Below are 16,416 nucleotides of genomic sequence, written 5' to 3'. Positions count from 1 at the left end.
ATGAGCATCATCGGAAACATAGAAAGAACCGACACAGACATCCTTATTCTGGGCTCTGGAGGTGCCGGTATGTTTGCCGCACTCCACGCCTCGCAAAAGGCCCCAGCAGGTACCCGCATCACCATTGCAGTCAAGGGACTGCTGGGAAAGTGCGGTTGTACCCGCATGGTCCAGGGTGGCTACAACGTCTCTCTTGGGCATGGAGATACGGTGGAACGCCACTTCATGGACACCATCAATGGTGGCAAGTGGCTGCCTAATCAGGATATGGCCTGGAAACTGTGCGAACAGGCCGTTGTCAGAGTTCGGGAACTGGAGAACGAGATCGGCTGCTTCTTCGACAGAAACAGAGATGGCTCATTGCACCACAAGGCTTTCGCGGGCCAGACGGCAGACAGGACGGTTCATAAAGGCGATCTGACTGGTATTGAAATAATCAACCGGCTCATGGAGCAGGTCTTGAGTCGCCCCATCGAAAAGCTGCAGGAACATCGAGCCATTGGCCTGATCCCCAGCAAGGATGGCGCAGCCCTGGCGGGTGTGCTGTTCATCAATATGCGCAATGGCAAGCTACGATTGGTGCGTGCCAAGACCGTCATGATGGGCACCGGTGGAGGTCCGACCATGTACAAATACAATACGCCATCCGGTGACAAGACCATGGATGGTCTGGCGATGGCACTGCGACTGGGCCTGCCCTTGCGTGATATGGAAATGGTCCAGTTCCACCCTACTGGTTTACTGGCTGGCGAACATACCAAGATGACCGGCACGGTACTCGAAGAGGGATTGCGCGGTGCCGGTGGTCAGCTGCTCAACGATACCAATCATCGATTCATGTTCGACTACGACGAAAGAGGCGAACGTGCGACACGTGATGTGGTCAGCCGTGGCATCTATGCGGAGATGCGCAAAAGCAACCAGCCCGAAGGTGGCGGTGTCTTTATCTCCATGTCACATCTGGGGCCTGATGTCGTACGCAAGAAGTTCAGCGGCATGGTCAAGCGCTGCGCTGACAGCGGCTTTGATCTGGCCGGTGGCCTGGTACAAGTGGTACCCACGGCTCACTATTTCATGGGTGGAGTGGTTGTCGACCCGGATACACGGACGGCCATGGAAGGCTTGTATGTGGCTGGTGAAGATGCGGGTGGTGCCCACGGTTCGAATCGACTGGGTGGCAACGGTGTTGCCAATTCGACCGTGTTTGGCGGCGTGGCAGGTGATGTCATGGCCTCTGATGTGCGCAAGATGAACACCCTCAGAGATCCTGACGAGGCTGTATTGGCGGCCGAGATCGAGCGTGCCATGGCACCACTGCATATAAAACCAGGCAACGTTCAGGCCTTGCGCCAGGAACTACAGGAAGCGATGTGGGAGGACGTTGGTGTCATGCGCACCGAATTTGGCTTGAACCGGGGTATCGAACGAGTTCATGCCATCAAGCAAGAACTGATGAGCACCGGAGTGGAGAGTGGCAACCTTGCATTTAACCTGACTTGGCATGACTGGTTGAACATGTCGAGCCTGTGCGATGTCTCGGAAGTCATCGCCAAGGCGGCATTAGCCAGAGACAACTCACGCGGCGCACACTTTCGAGAAGACTATCCAGATTCAGGATCGATGCTCGACTCCTGGTTCACGGTCGCTCGTAAGCAAGGCAATGACATTGAAGTGGTGCGCGAGCCTGTGCAATTCACACTCGTAAAGCCTGGGAACACCATCCTGCCATCCCATGAACCAGAAACACTAGTAGGGGCCAACTGATGATATCAATTGATTTAATACAAGAAACAGCAGAATTCCTGATGGATAAAGCTGCCATCGAGATTCCTGAGGATTACCTGCAAGGACTGGAAACTGCCGCTGCCGATGAAACCGGCGACCTCTCCAGCTTTGTGCTGCAGACCATGCTGCAGAACTACACCGCTGCCAAAGAGGATCGGCGCGCCATGTGTGGTGATACCGGCACTCCGCGCTGGTACGTGAAGATGGGTAATCAGACGCAAATCGAGGGTGGCCCCGTAGCTCTTGAAGCCGCTCTGCGCCGTGCCACAGCCAATGCCACTAATGGTGTGCCATTGAGGCCCAACCGTGTTCATCCCTTGTGGCGGACAGACCATAACAACAACGTCGGCATCGGTGCCCCCGAGATCGAATACGGCTACGAGCCCGGTGGAGAATGGATCGATCTGATCACTGTTCACAAAGGTGGATTGTTTGGTACCGATTACCGCATGCTCTTTCCCTCGGACGGCATCGAAGGCATCAAGCGTTTTTATCTGGACTCGCTTATCGCCTTCGGTAAGCGCGGTCTTTCCTGCCAACCAGCGATTATCGGCATAGGCCTGGGTGGCTGCAAGGACACCTGTATGGTGCTAGGCAAGCGCGCGGCCTGTCTTCGTACGGTCGGTGATCGCAACCAGGATCCTCGCATCTCCATGCTGGAACTGGAGCTGACAGCTGCCGGTAATTCCATTGGTATGGGCGCGATGGGTTTTGTGGGCAAGAACATGGTCATCGATACCCATATCGAAGTCGGTTACTGTCATACCGGCGGCATGCAGATGTCAGTACACGCGTTCTGCCTGTCATCCAGACGTGCGGTCGCCCGGATTTTTCCTGATGGTCGAGTTGAACATCGCACCGACCCGGACTGGTTTACAGAGTATCAGCGACGCCACACGGTTGAATGGGAAGAAGCAATGGAGCAAGCGTCATGAAGATCCGAGAGGTTCGACTCTCCACGACACCGACCCAGGAAGCGCTGGATGATCTCCAGCTAGGAGATATTGTCTACCTTGACGGACTGCTTTATACGGCTCGTGAAGGCGTCTACAAGCGCGCTCTGGAAGACAAGGCCAACATTCCGATGGACCTGCCCTCGCAGAGTGCGACCAATTTCCACTGCTCACCGGCGGCACGGATCAATCCGGATGGTTCATTCGAAATGGGTGCAGTGACAGCCACGGCCTCTTTTCGATTTGCCAAATGGCTACCCGAATGGTTCGAAAAATCCGGCGCCAAACTGGTCATCGGCAAGGGCGGCATGACCAGCAAGGACTACAAGAGCTATTTCGTCCCCAATGGCGCTATCTATCTAAGCACGGTCGGCTATGGCACAGGCGCTTTGCTGGGGCGTGGAATCGAACGGGTCGAGGCCGTGCACTGGGAGGAAGAACTTGGAATAGCACAGGCCATGTGGGTCATCCGATGCAACAAGATGGGCCCCTTTATCGTGGCATCCGACAAGCATGGCGATTGTCTGTTCGAGCGGGAGAATGACAAGATTGCAAAAAACCTTGATCGCGTCTATGAAGGCACCCGGCCAGCGACACTCAAACGCTACGGTGAAACAGACGACAAGAGTGATGAGTTGATCGGCTGAAGCTGAACAGCGTAACCTGAGTAGCACGTCCACTATTGCTCTGCGAATAACGCAAGACAATAGTGAACGTGCCCACTCAAGATCCTTCATTCCACCTGAAAATACCGATCGCTGCCAACATCAGTGCTATCGTTGATGAAACCGATATCACACGACAGGAGGCCTTGGTATATGGCTGCTGGCCACACACAGCGCAGACTCCGCCGTCTGATCCAGGCAGTCGCTCCTGGCCTTCTCGCCCTGTCGGGCTATCGGCCATCTTGGCTGCTCCATGATCTGGCAGCCGGATTGTCGGTCGCTGCAATTGCGCTTCCCGTCGGAATCGCCTACGCGGAACTGGCGGGCGTACCACCCGTGGTTGGCATGTATTCCGCAATTTTCCCGCTCTTCGCCTACGCCCTGTTCGGCTCCTCACGCCAATTGATGACAGGGCCAGATGCAGCCACTTGCATTCTGATTGCCACGACACTGGGGCCTCTGGCTGGTGGTGATCCGGAACGCTATGCAACACTGTTGTTCGGATTAACGATCATGAGCGGCCTGCTCTTTCTTCTTGCGGGTGTGATCAGGCTTGGCTTCATGGCAAACTTTCTCTCGCAACCCATACTCACAGGCTATCTGAACGGTATCGCCTTACTCATCATGGTAGGGCAGCTACACAAGTTGCTCGGTTATCCTGCCAGTGAAAAGGACTTTCTACCAAGGAGCATGGAGTTTTTTCAGCACGTAGAGCAAAGCCATTGGCCAACCGCGGCACTGGGTGTAGGTACACTCGTGGTTCTGGTCCTTATTCTGCGCTTTCTGCCACGCCTGCCCGCCGCCTTCGTTGTGGTAGGACTCAGCATTCTGCTGGTAAGGGGACTGGGCTTGGAAGAACACGGTGTGGAGGTGCTGGGAAATGTACCTGCCGGTCTGCCCTCCATCGTACTACTACACTTCAATTTCGCAGTCTTCAACGATATCTTCGGAGCTGCGGCAGGACTTGTACTGGTCAGTTTTACCAGCGGTGTCTTGACGGCCAAGAGCTTTGCTCGCCGCAATGGCTATGAAGTCAATGCCAATCAGGAGCTGATTGGTTTTGGTGCCTGCAACCTTGCATCGGGTCTGGCACAAGGCTTTCCTGTAACCGGTGCGGACTCGCGTACAGCCGTCAACAACGCCATGGGAGGCAAAACCCAGATGGTGGGCCTGGTGGCAGGTGGGGTCATGATGTTGGTATTGATATACCTGACTGCACCACTGGCCTACGTGCCGACCACAGCTCTTGCAGCGGTCATTCTGGTCTCGGCGATTGGTTTGATTGACCTGGCGGATCTACGGCAGTTGTATCGAATGAGCTATCGTGAATTCCTGTTGTCTCTCGTGACCACTTTGGGAGTACTGATACTGGGCGTTCTACCCGGTGTATTGCTGGCTGTCGCCTTGTCGCTGATCTGGTTGCTTTCGGTAGAGTCTCGCCCCAACGATGCGGTACTGGGAAGAGTCAAAGGACAAAAGGGTTTTCATAATATTGCCGACTACCCGGATGCCAGAACTATCCCGGGACTACTGCTCTACCGCTTTGAATCCAACCTGGTTTTCTACAACGCCGACTTCATGAAATCGCGGGTGCGAGCCATCGTGAATGCACAGAATACACCTGTGGAATGGCTGGTACTGGATGCCAGTGCCATCAACATCGTTGATGCAACGGGTCTTAGAAAGTTCGATGAATTGCGCCGGGAACTGGCAGAGATGGGAGTTTCAGTGTATGTCGCGCGTTTGCGGCGTCACTTGGGACATTTCTTCAACGATGACTTTGTCGAAAATCGACGTGAACGGGGCAAGAATCACTTATTCCAGACACTCAAGCCTGCGATAAAAGCTTTTTTGAAACATCAACAGGCAGCAGGGAAGAAACCAGATGATATAGATGTGACAGACACAGCTCTGGCCGAACATCGATGGCAAGAGCCAGTTGAATTACCACGGACAAGAAAACAGGAAATCATACTGGTTCCAAAGCCCGATGAAGAGAACGGAGTAATTGGGGAGAAGCAGGATAAATAAATCTGTTTTTCCAGTAATCCAAACTGGCGGGGCAGATCACCCGGCAGACTCTTCATGGCATGACATCGCGGCACCCTGATAATCGAAGTTCTGATCTGATTCAGTCAAGCCCAGGCTATCTCACGACCACCGTTCACGCATCTCAATCAACTTACCAATCATCGCTTAATCAGCACTACCCTGCAATCAGCACTACTGCGCACGGTAGTTTTCAACAAGCCCTCCCGAATGGTCACAAATAGCTAATAGCCGCCAATGAGCTTCACAGCATCATTTTTCTCTATGGTGACGACATCCTGCTTACTGATGTAGTTCTCCATCACATCATAGATGGCCGGCCCCTCGACTTCTTCATTGACAGAGCCCCACCCCGCTACAACGTACTTCCTGGCAGGGTCAATAGGTTCTCCGGTGGATAGCTGCGTCATATTACTGATACGCGAACCCATCGAACCTTCAGGCTCACAGGTGTAGCCCATGCCACCTACGCGCACCATATCCCCACCTTGCTGCAGAAAGGGGTCCTTGTTGAACAGGTTGTCACACACATCCTCCAGTACTTCATGAATCTGTGCACCTGTAAATTCAAGACGATAAACAGAGGGGTAGCTCATGGCAGTTTGTGTGTAGAGATCCTCTATCGTAATCTCATCACCAGGTAGCACCGTCGTTCCCCATCTGAATCCGGGGCTGAACGACAACTCGGCATCGCGCTCTTCCATCATGCCCCGACAGATAAGATCATCCCAGGTTCCATTGAAATTGCCACGACGGTAAAGCAGTGAATCTGTTTTACCAATAACCCGCTTCAATTCCGATTCATAGGGTGCTCGTACCTTGGCAATCATCTGACTCATGCTGACGTCAGGTCTTATGACGTCGGACAACACGGGAATGAGCTTGGAACTATAGTCCGCCACCTTGCCATTCTTCACCTTAAGATCAATTCGACCCAGAAACTTGCCATGTGAGCCTGATGCCAGAATCAGTGTGTTGTCTATCTTGATGGCCTTTGGAATGGCATCGTGGGTATGTCCGGTGAGAATCACATCGATACCACTGACAACCGTTGAGAGTTTTCGATCAACATCAAACCCGTTGTGCGACAGCAGCACCACAAGCTGGGCTCCATCACTGCGCGCCTTATCAACGTTTACCTGCAGAAGCTCGGTTCGCAATCCAAAGGACCATTGCGGGAACATCCAGCGAGGATTGGCAATGGGCGTGTATGGCATGGCCTGCCCGATAACCGCTACTCGCACCCCTCCCTTGTCGTAGAAAGCGGTACTTTCGAAAACGGGTTCTTCCCAGTCGTTATCGACAATATTGCCGGCAAGGAAGGGATAATCCAGACTATCGATTAATTCAAGAACACGTTTTTCACCGAGGGTGAACTCCCAGTGCCCCACCATGGCATCAGGTTTAAGCAGACTCATACACTCGGCCATGTCTTGTGCCTCTGTTTTCAACGTGGTGTAGGAGCCTTGCCAAGTGTCCCCGCCATCCAGAAGCAATACCTTGTCATCACCGCGCTCTGCACGTATGGCATTAACCAGAGTTGCAGTGTTATCAAGCCCACCCAGCCGGCCGTAGCTTCTGGCCATATCGACGTAGTCGACCATGGTGTGTGCATAGGCAAGTGCGCTATCTCGCTCCAGCCCGAAATGCTTTAGAAAATCCTCCCCTACAACGTGAGGTGGTATGCCGGAATAGCTACCGACACCGATGTTCTGGGACGGTGGCCGGTAATACATGGGCATCAGCTGCGCATGCATATCGGTAATATGCAGCAAGGTAACCTGCCCCTTGCTATCGAATGACAACAGATCATCCTGAGTTACTCTTTGCCGTGCTGCAACCCGCGTCAACCCACCTGAGAATCCGCTCATTGCCGCTATCACTGCAGCAAACTGAAGGAAATCTCTACGAGAATGCATGGCGAGTATCCAGAGAAGCTACTGTCGAACCGCTGGTGTTTCTACTGACAGGCCAGTTCCACGCCAGGTGACATAGACTTCCAGCGCCATCATGTCATCGGAAAATGCCTCGGGTATTTCAGCACGCGTATCCCTGATACATCCTTGGAACCGGCTATGCAACGATACAAGCGTTCCCTGCTTCTGACGGAAAGTCGGAAAGCCATTCGCATTGCCCTGACTCAGGTGATCAGCACGAATATAACTGCCGTTGTATTGCTCATGACAGTTGGCACACGAAAAATCGAGCTGCCCCATACGGGAGTAATACGTCTCCTTGCCTTTTTCCCACCATTTCTGCATATCCCCTTCATCCAACTTCATGGAAACAGGCAGCCCCAGAGACTGATTCTTGATGTAAGCAGCCAGTGGTTTCTGACCTTGTTCGTCAAACTCCCAGGCTTGGGCACCCATATTGTCGATCCGACACAGGTTGATACGCTGTTCGATATTGATAGGTTTTGATGAGGCTACATCCCAGACAGGGTATTTGGCACCCACGCCTTTCATTGATGTCGCTGCATCATCATGGCAAGACGCACAGGATTTACCGGCGCTGCCATCAACGGTATTCCAAAAAACCTCCCCCTCTTCCACAGCCAACATACCCGGATTTTCAAAAGAATCAGCTTGCTGGTCTCGCGTCTCATCAGTCCGGTAGAGCCAGCCTGATGTGACCTCCGACAATGGGTGGCCTTCAGGTGATGCGGTGCGCGTGATCATATTGAATTCACCATCGATAATCAATTCTTCATCAACTGGCGCTGCGGCAACAAACATGGAAAAAAAAGCCATTACACCGGCGGCAACGAGTGCGATTGCTAGCGTCAAATTCTTCAAGTCAAAACTCCGATTTCGCACCTTCTGCCTTCTGGGACTTTCTTGTAGTGGTCTCTCACAGCATGACTACCTGAGCGCTATATCTTGTTCAGCTTCGATAACGACTCCGTTGTCATCGACCCAGGTCATCTTGAATGTGCCTGCCTCCTCAATCCTGGCAGAGAATTCAAAATAGGGGTTGGCTGAAACTGCAGAGTGCATATCACAGGAAAAAACAGGATTGCCATTAAATTCGCACGAGAATTTATTGATGATCATGCGCGGTATGACTTCACCGTCCAGATCCTTTCGCTGACCAGATTCCATCGCATGACTCACCAAGGTCTTGATCGTGATGATGTCGCCTGCTGCGGCACTCTTGGGAATTTTCATGCGGGGTTTTGCGATTGCCATAACTGCCTCTGGTTCTTTTCAAATGTAGACGAGATCGGGAACGGGATCGAGCGTTACCCGCCGCAGCCTCCGATCGTGACTTTGATTTCATTCCTTGCAGAATGAATGGATCCGTCACTCATCTTTGCCAGAGCCATGACACTTTGAGTTCTGGCAAGCCGAATACGCGTAGAGGCACTTGCCACACCGCTTGCGGGTGTGAAGTGGAAAGTGATGACATCAGCATGCGGGTTATCTTCAGCCAGAATGATTATCGACTCAACGTAGGAATCCGGGCTCATTGGACTATCAACAAACACGGAAACCGGCACACTATTACCGTTTTCTGCGATCTCGGGCGTTGTCAGGTTTAGTACGCCGGAATCTGTCGGGCTTATGCCTCCAGAGAAGTCCGCTATCGCTTTTTCGACATCCTCCACACTGGCAAAGGCGCGAGTACTCGTGCCAAAAAAACCGGCAAGCAGAAGGCCGGCAGAGGTGCTCAGTAAACTTCGTCTACTAATGCTCATTGATTAATATACTCCAGAATATCCATGAGATCAAAGCTATTCAAGGGTGTTCAGATACGCCACAACATCCTCAACTTGCTGAGCCGTGAGGATGGTTTTACCGATGAGATCCTCACGCACGTCTTCCCCGACGTCCAGTGAGTAGAACCCTGGCATAATGGTGCGTTCAGTGAAGACTTTCTTGGCATTCACGACGATGGTACGCAGCTGTTCCGGCTTCCAGCGTGTGGCAACGCCGTCTAGCGAGGGCCCGACATTGCCGTGGAACAACTCATCACTCAGATCTGAATTGAGGTGGCAAGCAAGACAATTGCCCAGACTGCGATCGGCAAACGTCTTGCGCCCCTGTGCAGCATCACCGGGTGAGCCTGAGAGTGATTTCTCGATTCTCAGGTTCTCCACCACCACCTCATCAGGTAAAGTCACGTCAGCCAATGCTAATGTGGTGGTGATAATCATCGCAATACCCATGGTTGTACCAACCATTCCGGGGACTCGTAAGAACATGCGTAATCTCTCTCCAGGCACTGCACGAATCAGGGTATCGAGCTACTTTCCCAACCTATCTGTACACTAATCTTATCTTCTTTTGGAACAAATATAGAAATTCATATTTTTGAGTTCATTGATGAATGCATATCACCACGCCAGCAAGCAGCTCATCCTCTACCGTGCTTGCATGGCATCAGACATCGTGAAAACATGAGCCCTCCATAGAGGATGTAGCAGAAGACATGGCCGAGGCTGAATCCGGAGGTAGACGACTCGCTAGGGACCGCCTTTAGCCCAGGTGCACCTTGCGAAAGTCTGGATCATTAAACGGTTCCTGCGAATGGCTGTCGGGTGCCCGGCACACACGATTCCTGCCCTGATTTTTAGCATCATAAAGTGCACTATCTGCCTGTGACAACAAGGTCTCACTACCAGCTTCCGAATCAGCAGCCGCTGGAATACCGCCGGCAACGCCAATACTCACACTGATGCGACCAACCCGGCTCACAGCTTCCAGCTCGCTGACAAATTCATTGACCGCGACACGAATTTTTTCGGCCAATACCGTTGCCATCTGTAAATCTGTATCAGGTAATACCACAGCGAATTCTTCGCCACCGTATCGGACAACAAAATCCTCTTTTCGAGACACTGTGTCAGAAATCAGCTTGCTGACAACGCTGATAACGTTGTCGCCGACCAGATGACCATGCTTGTCATTGACCTGCTTGAAGTGATCTATGTCGATCATGAGCATCGCCATGCTCCTCTGCTCTTCTTGTGCCAGCTTCCACATCCTGTCAAAGTTGCCATTGAAATACGCTCGATTGAAAAGACCACTCAAGGGATCTACAATGCTGAGTTTTTCCAGACGCGAATTCACGGTCGACAACTCCAGCAGCGTTTGCTCCAGCTCCAGTGTCCTTTCTGAAACTCGAGTCTCCAACAGCTCGGTGGACTCACTCTGCAAGCGCAATTTGTCTTCTCGCAAGACCTTGAATCGGTGCGCAATAGCAAAAGACAGCAATAGAGTCTCCATAGCGGACCCCACCTGGATGGCATATTCGGTGAAAACGTTCTCTGGTAGCACAGCGTAGGTCTTCAAACTATAGATGAAGATACCCAGCAAAAACATGGTCCAGGCAAACAGATAGTAGCGAGCAGCTGCGACCCCACGACGAAGCTGCATCATACCGGCACAGAAAAACAGGATCGTGCCTGCTGTCGTCAACAGCGTCTGAAGTTGTATGGCAATGGAGTACGGCAACGCAATACAAAGCAAGACCGACCCCATATTGATCAGGCCAAAGGCGATGAAACACGCTCGTAGACGCCCAGACTCCTTCTTTATCTCCAGTATTTCTGCTGAGAAGGCTGTTGCCATGACCGCACTGAGAGCCATGAACATGACCGTCCCTTTTTGCGCAAGGTAGGTAGAGGTGGGCCACAGGTATTCGAAAGCCAGCCCATTCAGACAGAGCTGAAACCCGCCATAGAACATTATGTATGCCGAGTAGTAAGCATAAACCGGCTCTCTGACAGACAGTGCCAGCATGATATTGGACACCATGATGGCTAGCAGCAGACCATAGTAGAGACCCAGTACTATCTGCTCATCATAACTTTCACTATGAAAGGCCTCGGGGTCCCACACGCTGATGGGCACCTGCATGGCGCTTGTGGTTTTTACTCGCAGATATACCTGTAGAGTCTGCTCACCGGGCTCAAAGAATATCGGAAATATGAAGGCTCGGTGATTTACCTGCCGTGTGTCGAACTCAAAACTATCCCCGGCTGCAAACTGTTTATTTCTGCCATCATCCGAACGCAGATACAAATCAATCTGATCCAGCAGTGGATACGATATTTTCAGAAACAGGGAGTTGCCGTTTGCGGGCCGTTCGAGTTGCGTGGCAAACCAGTAGGCCGAACGGGTAAAACCAAAATTGAATGATGCCCCGATACTGGTTGAGAACTGCTCATCGGCAGCGACGATGTCAGCAATCGTCAACTCGCCGGTCGGGTCCTCAAGAACACTGACCGGCGGCTCAAGAGGATCAGCATATCCGCCAATATCCGCCAAGGGATGACCCACAGGGGCAAGGCAAATCAGAAACCATACGAGCCATAGGCAGTAGCGAGACCGGCTTATCCGTTTGATTGTCCTCGAATTCATTGTCCATGATACGGGCTGGGGCAATACACCCCCTGGTCCATGAAACAGCGGCTGCGCCTACAGCTTCTTGATGTTTCATCGGCCAACAATCGACTCAATACCCAGTTTTTTCACAATTGCTCACAGGTCCCTATACAGGGTCCTTGATCAGAAAGTCCTCTCTATAGGCGCGCTGGTTCAAGCTCCTGCAGGCTCATGTCTGCGGCTTGCCGCATGATGGAATATACGTTGTCCACAGACTGTTGCAATGCCATCGACACATCGCGTGTAGCCAGCCAGTGAAACAAGAAGGCGGCAGCGAGTAAATCACCAGTGCCCGTAGGCCTTATATCCAGCCGCGGTGTACTGGTACTCCAGCGCTGAGCGCCCTGACAGGCGACTGTCTGTACCTCGCTTGCGCCCTGCTCAAGACCAAGCCCGGTTATCACACTGATACCAGCCCCGGCTGCCCGCAGAGCAACCTGCAAATCCTGAGGCTCCACCTCATCCTCTCCGATGATGAAGCGCGCTTCAAACAAGTTGGGAGTGCAGATATCTGCCCGGCTGAGCAACTGGCTCTTCACACAATGCGCCACCTCTTCGGGTATGAACAAACCAAGATCGGTATCGCCCATCACCGGGTCCGCCAGTACGATGATGCCAGGATTTTCTTTACGAATACGATCAATGAAATTCGCAACGACGGTGACGGTTGCCGCATCTCGAATGTAACCTGTGAGAATGGCTGTTAGCCCGGTGGCCGGAACACGGTCAAGCAAGCGGCTCAACAGCTCCTCGACGATATCAGAGGCCATGTCGATTCCACCTATCGTTGGATAATGAGGCGTGTTAGACAACAGCACCGTGGGCACCGCGTAGACCGTGGCACCGAGTTTCTGCAATAGTGGCATGGCGGCGTTGTTACCCGCACAGCCATACACCAGTTGTGACTGGATAGACACGATAACCGGTTGTGCTGATTGAGTGTAGGTATCCATAGGATTTCGCTGCCTTGTTTTTTCTGGAATATTTCTTCTTATTTGGTTTCGCCAGGCCAGTAGTAGCTATCCGGCAAGGCGCGAGGTCCAAACAGCGCTTGGCCCACGCGTACGCAGGTAGAACCTTCTTCGATAGCGATTTCAAAATCACCTGACATGCCCATGGACAGCTCCTGGCATAAGCTCGGGTCCGGGAGCTCCTCTCGCAAGCGACCCCTTAACGTCCGCATACGAACGAAGCACTCGCGCACGGTTACATCGTCGGCAGAGAAAACAGCTAAAGTCATCAGGCCGCGCACGCGCAAACTGCTGAAGGGGCTCAGTGAGGTCATGAACTTCGGGACATCATCTGGCGCCAGGCCGTACTTACTGGCCTCCCCCGAGCTGTTGACCTGTACATAGACATCCAGTGCCCGACCTTCCAGCTGCAAACGCCTGTCCAGCGTTTCCGCCAGTTTCAGGGAGTCAAGCGACTGGACTTCATGGGCAAAACGAGCCACATACTTGGCCTTGTTGGTTTGCAAATGACCGATGATGGACCACTGAACAGGCAGGTCGCTGAGTTCCTGTGCCTTATCCATGGCCTCTTGTACCTTGTTCTCGCCAAGCTGGTGGCAACCGGCACTGACGGCCTGGCGCAAGCGACTGGTATCTACCGTCTTGCTCACCGGCAACAGGCGCACATCGCCTCTTGCGCGGCCTGAACGGGCGCAGACCTGTTCGATACGCTGATTGATATCTGCCAGGCGCTGTTCAAAAGCGTGCCGGTATTGCGCCAGTTGTTCAGGTGTTTCACTGACTGTATTGTCGGACTGGTCGTGCTTTTCAATGCTCATGGACTTGCTCGCAGACATGGCCTCAAGATTATACTCCTGACCCTGCTGGTTACACAGCCACCCACACTAAAAGACCCATTGTCGATACTGCCAAGTTAATCACGGAGTTTGAGCGCAGCGGCCACTGAATTCAGCAAACTGGACATGGGCACCGGCTTCATCAAACGAATATCTTTCGGTCTCAGGCCATTCCCATGTACGGTCGCTTCGGCTGCATAGCCAGACATGAAAATAAAGGGAATCTGCAGGTTGGTTTCACGGACCTTACTGGCCAGAGTTGTGCCTTGCAGCTCTCCAGGCATGACAATGTCGGTTACTATCAAATCGAACGCTGAGTCAGCGTTGAAAATATCCAGCGCAGCATCACCACTATTGGCCGTGACAACCCGATACCCTCCTCTCTCAAGCATGGCCAGTTGAACCTCGCGAATGTTTTCATCGTCCTCAACCAACAGAATGCGAGCGCCACTGCACTCGTGCGACGACACTTCGTCAATCTTTTTGTGCTTGATCACGGGTGCGGTGTCACAGACGGGGAAATAGATCTTGAAGGATGTGCCCATTCCCAGCTCGGTATAGACCCGAATAGTCCCCAGGGATTGCTTGACGAAGCCTTGTATCATCGACAGGCCTATGCCTGAGCCCTCTCCTGGCGCCTTTGTCGTGTAAAAAGGATCAAACATACATTCCAGAGTGTCCGCCTCAATCCCAGAGCCGGTGTCGCTTACCGCCAGCATGACGTAGCGACCCGGTGAAATCGTCTCATTTCGCGTGTCGATAAAGGATTGGTCGATACGTACGTTTGCAGTCTCGATCGTCAGCTTGCCGTGATTGTGCATGGCATCACGCGCATTCACGATCAGGTTCAACAACGCACTTTCAAGTAATGATGCATCAAGCCTGACAGGCCAGAGCCCTGCTAACAGGGACATCTCCACCTCGACGGACTCCGGCATGGCGCGGTGCATCCAGTTCTTGGCATGGCGCACAACCGTGTTCAGGTCCAGAGCTTCAGGATCAAGACTTGCCGTTCGTGCGAAAGACAGCATACTTCGGGTCAGACCGGCCCCTCGATGGCTCGCGCCGATTCCGGCATCTATCATTGCTCTCTGACTATCGCTTTCAACCGTATCCCGAAGCAGTTCAAGGTTACTCAGAATGATAGCCAGGATGTTATTGAAATCATGCGCAACACCGCCGGTAAGCCGACCGATACTCTCGTTCTTCTGAGATTGTCGGGCAAGTGCCGCCTGTAGATCGGCCTCTTCCTGCGCGGCCGATTCACTCGTGATATCTACGTAGATACCGTTGACAAGGTGAGTTCCATTACCAAGGTCCATGGCTTGCACCTGTAGCTCGACTCTGATCCTTTTTTCGCTCCGGCCCCGCATCCAGACGCGTGTGGAACCACGTCCGCCGTTGCTCGCGGCATCATTGATAGCCCTACTGACCTTTTCTGCCTCGCCTGCCTCAAAATGAGCTGCAAGACTCTCACAGGGGGCCTGATGCACCGCCTCTTGCGTCAGCCCCCACAAATCGACGGATTTTGAGCTGATATACGTCAGCTCCTTCACGCTACAGTTCTGCCAGATCAACTGAAAGATGACACCCGGCAAGTTTTCGGCAATGGCTGCGATCTGTTGCTGAGCCTCGATTCGTTGTTGCTGTGCAGTGGTGACATCGGTTACATCAATGTGCAGTCCGATGAGGTTTCGCAAGCCTTCTGGTGTCTCGCTCTCGGCCTGCCAGGTTGATCGTATATGGCGCAACTGATCATCGTCGCTACAGGTCCGAAACAGCTGGCTGCCATGTGTTCCGCTGCCGTAGATGGCATTCGAAATGTGCACTTTTACCGCCTCGCGGTCTTCGGCATGTACCAGGCGCGAAATGAGAGTGTAAGGTTCAAGCACCTCGTTCTCCGATAGGCCGTAGAGTTTCCTGAAACTCGGGTCAAAGTCGAGCCGTCCACTACGCCCGTTGTAGTACAACACCCCAATTCCGCAATTTTTGAATATCAGTTGCAATTGTCGCAGCAGTGCACCGTTCTCCCGTTCTATAGAGGCCAGCCGCCAGCTTTGTTGAATAACAGCCCACGTAACTGTCACCGACAGTAGTCCTGCCAATATAAAGACGACGAATTCAGAAGCAATCGGGGTGATAGCCGCCAAATCCAGGAGAATGGCCAGAATGACGCCTGAGCAATGCATCACGAGAAAAACGCCAAGGGCGTAAAACAGAATACGATTGGGCAGCTGTGGCCATATTGAAAAAGGTCTGATCATACGCAGCAACAAACCGGCAAACACGCATATCGCTTGCATGACCAGACCTAGGATGAGCATATCTCCACCCAAACCAGCTCGAATAGCCAGCGAAACCGTCAGGACCATAGCACCGGCGACTGGCCCGCCCAGATACGCAGCAAAGATCAGCACCCCCGCCGAGGCATTCAGCACTCCACCGTCATTCAACACGAGGCTGTTGAGAGACAGCGCTACATAGGTTATCCCGAAAATCAAGCCGATCAGAACCCTGGTCGTTGTGTTCTGTTCGAAATGGGGGCGAGAAAACAACGGAAAGAGCAGCGCACCGGCAAGCAGCAGCGCGATCATGCTCTGGATGATTGAAATCAGAATTGGTCCTGTCAATTGAGAATCTCGCTTGGTTTCCGAAGCACACACTGGAATGTGATGATTACACTCATCTTAACTTTTTGCAGTCCAGCACGAGTGCCATTTTCCCTAAAACCAGAGGCACTGCAAGTGAATCCACCCAGACTGTAA

The 16,416-nt window shown here is 52.7% G+C and carries 13 protein-coding genes; 4 read left to right on the top strand and 9 right to left on the bottom strand.

Features of this window, described 5'->3' with window-relative positions; genetic code table 11:
- The 4 genes from IMCC3135_RS13610 to IMCC3135_RS13595 all read left to right on the top strand — a co-directional run bounded on the left by IMCC3135_RS13610 (position 1) and on the right by IMCC3135_RS13595 (position 5,434).
- Positions 1-1,764, top strand: coding sequence for an L-aspartate oxidase (locus IMCC3135_RS13610; RefSeq protein ID WP_088918122.1), 1,764 nt, complete (start codon positions 1-3; stop codon positions 1,762-1,764).
- Positions 1,764-2,720 carry a fumarate hydratase gene (locus IMCC3135_RS13605; RefSeq protein ID WP_088918121.1) on the top strand — a complete coding sequence of 319 codons (957 nt, stop codon included), beginning with the start codon at positions 1,764-1,766 and terminating at the stop codon, positions 2,718-2,720. Before IMCC3135_RS13610 ends, IMCC3135_RS13605 begins: the two co-directional genes overlap by 1 nt.
- Positions 2,717-3,385, top strand: coding sequence for a fumarate hydratase C-terminal domain-containing protein (locus IMCC3135_RS13600; protein WP_205738035.1), 669 nt, complete (start codon positions 2,717-2,719; stop codon positions 3,383-3,385). Before IMCC3135_RS13605 ends, IMCC3135_RS13600 begins: the two co-directional genes overlap by 4 nt.
- Positions 3,386-3,556: 171 nt before the next feature.
- Positions 3,557-5,434: a sulfate permease gene (locus tag IMCC3135_RS13595; protein ID WP_157735972.1), complete on the top strand. Its 1,878-nt coding sequence runs from the start codon at positions 3,557-3,559 to the stop codon at positions 5,432-5,434.
- Between the two features lie 242 nt (positions 5,435-5,676).
- Here the strand turns inward: IMCC3135_RS13595 and soxB are convergent, their stop codons facing one another.
- The 9 genes from soxB to IMCC3135_RS13550 form a co-directional block, all read right to left on the bottom strand.
- Complete coding sequence (soxB, locus tag IMCC3135_RS13590; RefSeq protein WP_088918118.1) at positions 5,677-7,371, bottom strand: thiosulfohydrolase SoxB; 1,695 nt, start codon at positions 7,369-7,371, stop codon at positions 5,677-5,679.
- Between the two features lie 18 nt (positions 7,372-7,389).
- On the bottom strand, positions 7,390-8,250 hold the full coding sequence (gene soxA, locus IMCC3135_RS13585; RefSeq protein WP_205738034.1) for a sulfur oxidation c-type cytochrome SoxA: 861 nt from the start codon (positions 8,248-8,250) through the stop codon (positions 7,390-7,392).
- 66 nt (positions 8,251-8,316) lie between these two features.
- On the bottom strand, positions 8,317-8,622 hold the full coding sequence (gene soxZ / locus IMCC3135_RS13580) for a thiosulfate oxidation carrier complex protein SoxZ (protein WP_205738033.1): 306 nt from the start codon (positions 8,620-8,622) through the stop codon (positions 8,317-8,319).
- A 74-nt stretch (positions 8,623-8,696) separates the two neighbouring features.
- Entirely contained in the window at positions 8,697-9,152 is a 456-nt protein-coding gene (gene soxY, locus IMCC3135_RS13575) for a thiosulfate oxidation carrier protein SoxY (protein WP_088918115.1), read from the bottom strand.
- A 36-nt stretch (positions 9,153-9,188) separates the two neighbouring features.
- On the bottom strand, positions 9,189-9,659 hold the full coding sequence (gene soxX, locus IMCC3135_RS13570) for a sulfur oxidation c-type cytochrome SoxX (protein WP_205738032.1): 471 nt from the start codon (positions 9,657-9,659) through the stop codon (positions 9,189-9,191).
- 274 nt (positions 9,660-9,933) lie between these two features.
- Positions 9,934-11,739 (bottom strand): sensor domain-containing diguanylate cyclase, encoded by a 1,806-nt coding sequence (locus IMCC3135_RS13565; protein WP_169727459.1) that lies wholly within the window; start codon positions 11,737-11,739, stop codon positions 9,934-9,936.
- A gap of 242 nt (positions 11,740-11,981) precedes the next feature.
- On the bottom strand, positions 11,982-12,797 hold the full coding sequence (pdxY, locus tag IMCC3135_RS13560; protein ID WP_088918113.1) for a pyridoxal kinase: 816 nt from the start codon (positions 12,795-12,797) through the stop codon (positions 11,982-11,984).
- A gap of 38 nt (positions 12,798-12,835) precedes the next feature.
- Positions 12,836-13,633: a YggS family pyridoxal phosphate-dependent enzyme gene (locus tag IMCC3135_RS13555; RefSeq protein ID WP_205738031.1), complete on the bottom strand. Its 798-nt coding sequence runs from the start codon at positions 13,631-13,633 to the stop codon at positions 12,836-12,838.
- A 95-nt stretch (positions 13,634-13,728) separates the two neighbouring features.
- Positions 13,729-16,281, bottom strand: coding sequence for an ATP-binding protein (locus IMCC3135_RS13550; RefSeq protein ID WP_157735971.1), 2,553 nt, complete (start codon positions 16,279-16,281; stop codon positions 13,729-13,731).
- Between the last annotated feature and the right edge of the window lie 135 nt (positions 16,282-16,416).

It is taken from the genome of Granulosicoccus antarcticus IMCC3135, assembly GCF_002215215.1.
GTDB classification, from domain to species: domain Bacteria; phylum Pseudomonadota; class Gammaproteobacteria; order Granulosicoccales; family Granulosicoccaceae; genus Granulosicoccus; species Granulosicoccus antarcticus.
This window is presented reverse-complemented; position numbering and strand designations above follow the sequence as displayed.

What these genes read in the sequence shown, in the direction of transcription:
- IMCC3135_RS13595 (WP_157735972.1), top strand. Translation starts at nt 3,557, where the DNA reads ATGGCTGCTGGCCACACACAGCGCAGACTCCGCCGTCTGATCCAGGCA.
- soxX (WP_205738032.1), bottom strand. Translation starts at nt 9,659, where the DNA reads ATGTTCTTACGAGTCCCCGGAATGGTTGGTACAACCATGGGTATTGCG.
- IMCC3135_RS13555 (WP_205738031.1), bottom strand. Translation starts at nt 13,633, where the DNA reads ATGAGCATTGAAAAGCACGACCAGTCCGACAATACAGTCAGTGAAACA.
- IMCC3135_RS13610 (WP_088918122.1), top strand. Translation starts at nt 1, where the DNA reads ATGAGCATCATCGGAAACATAGAAAGAACCGACACAGACATCCTTATT.
- soxY (WP_088918115.1), bottom strand. Translation starts at nt 9,152, where the DNA reads ATGAGCATTAGTAGACGAAGTTTACTGAGCACCTCTGCCGGCCTTCTG.
- IMCC3135_RS13605 (WP_088918121.1), top strand. Translation starts at nt 1,764, where the DNA reads ATGATATCAATTGATTTAATACAAGAAACAGCAGAATTCCTGATGGAT.
- soxZ (WP_205738033.1), bottom strand. Translation starts at nt 8,622, where the DNA reads ATGAAAATTCCCAAGAGTGCCGCAGCAGGCGACATCATCACGATCAAG.
- IMCC3135_RS13600 (WP_205738035.1), top strand. Translation starts at nt 2,717, where the DNA reads ATGAAGATCCGAGAGGTTCGACTCTCCACGACACCGACCCAGGAAGCG.
- pdxY (WP_088918113.1), bottom strand. Translation starts at nt 12,797, where the DNA reads ATGGATACCTACACTCAATCAGCACAACCGGTTATCGTGTCTATCCAG.
- soxB (WP_088918118.1), bottom strand. Translation starts at nt 7,371, where the DNA reads ATGCATTCTCGTAGAGATTTCCTTCAGTTTGCTGCAGTGATAGCGGCA.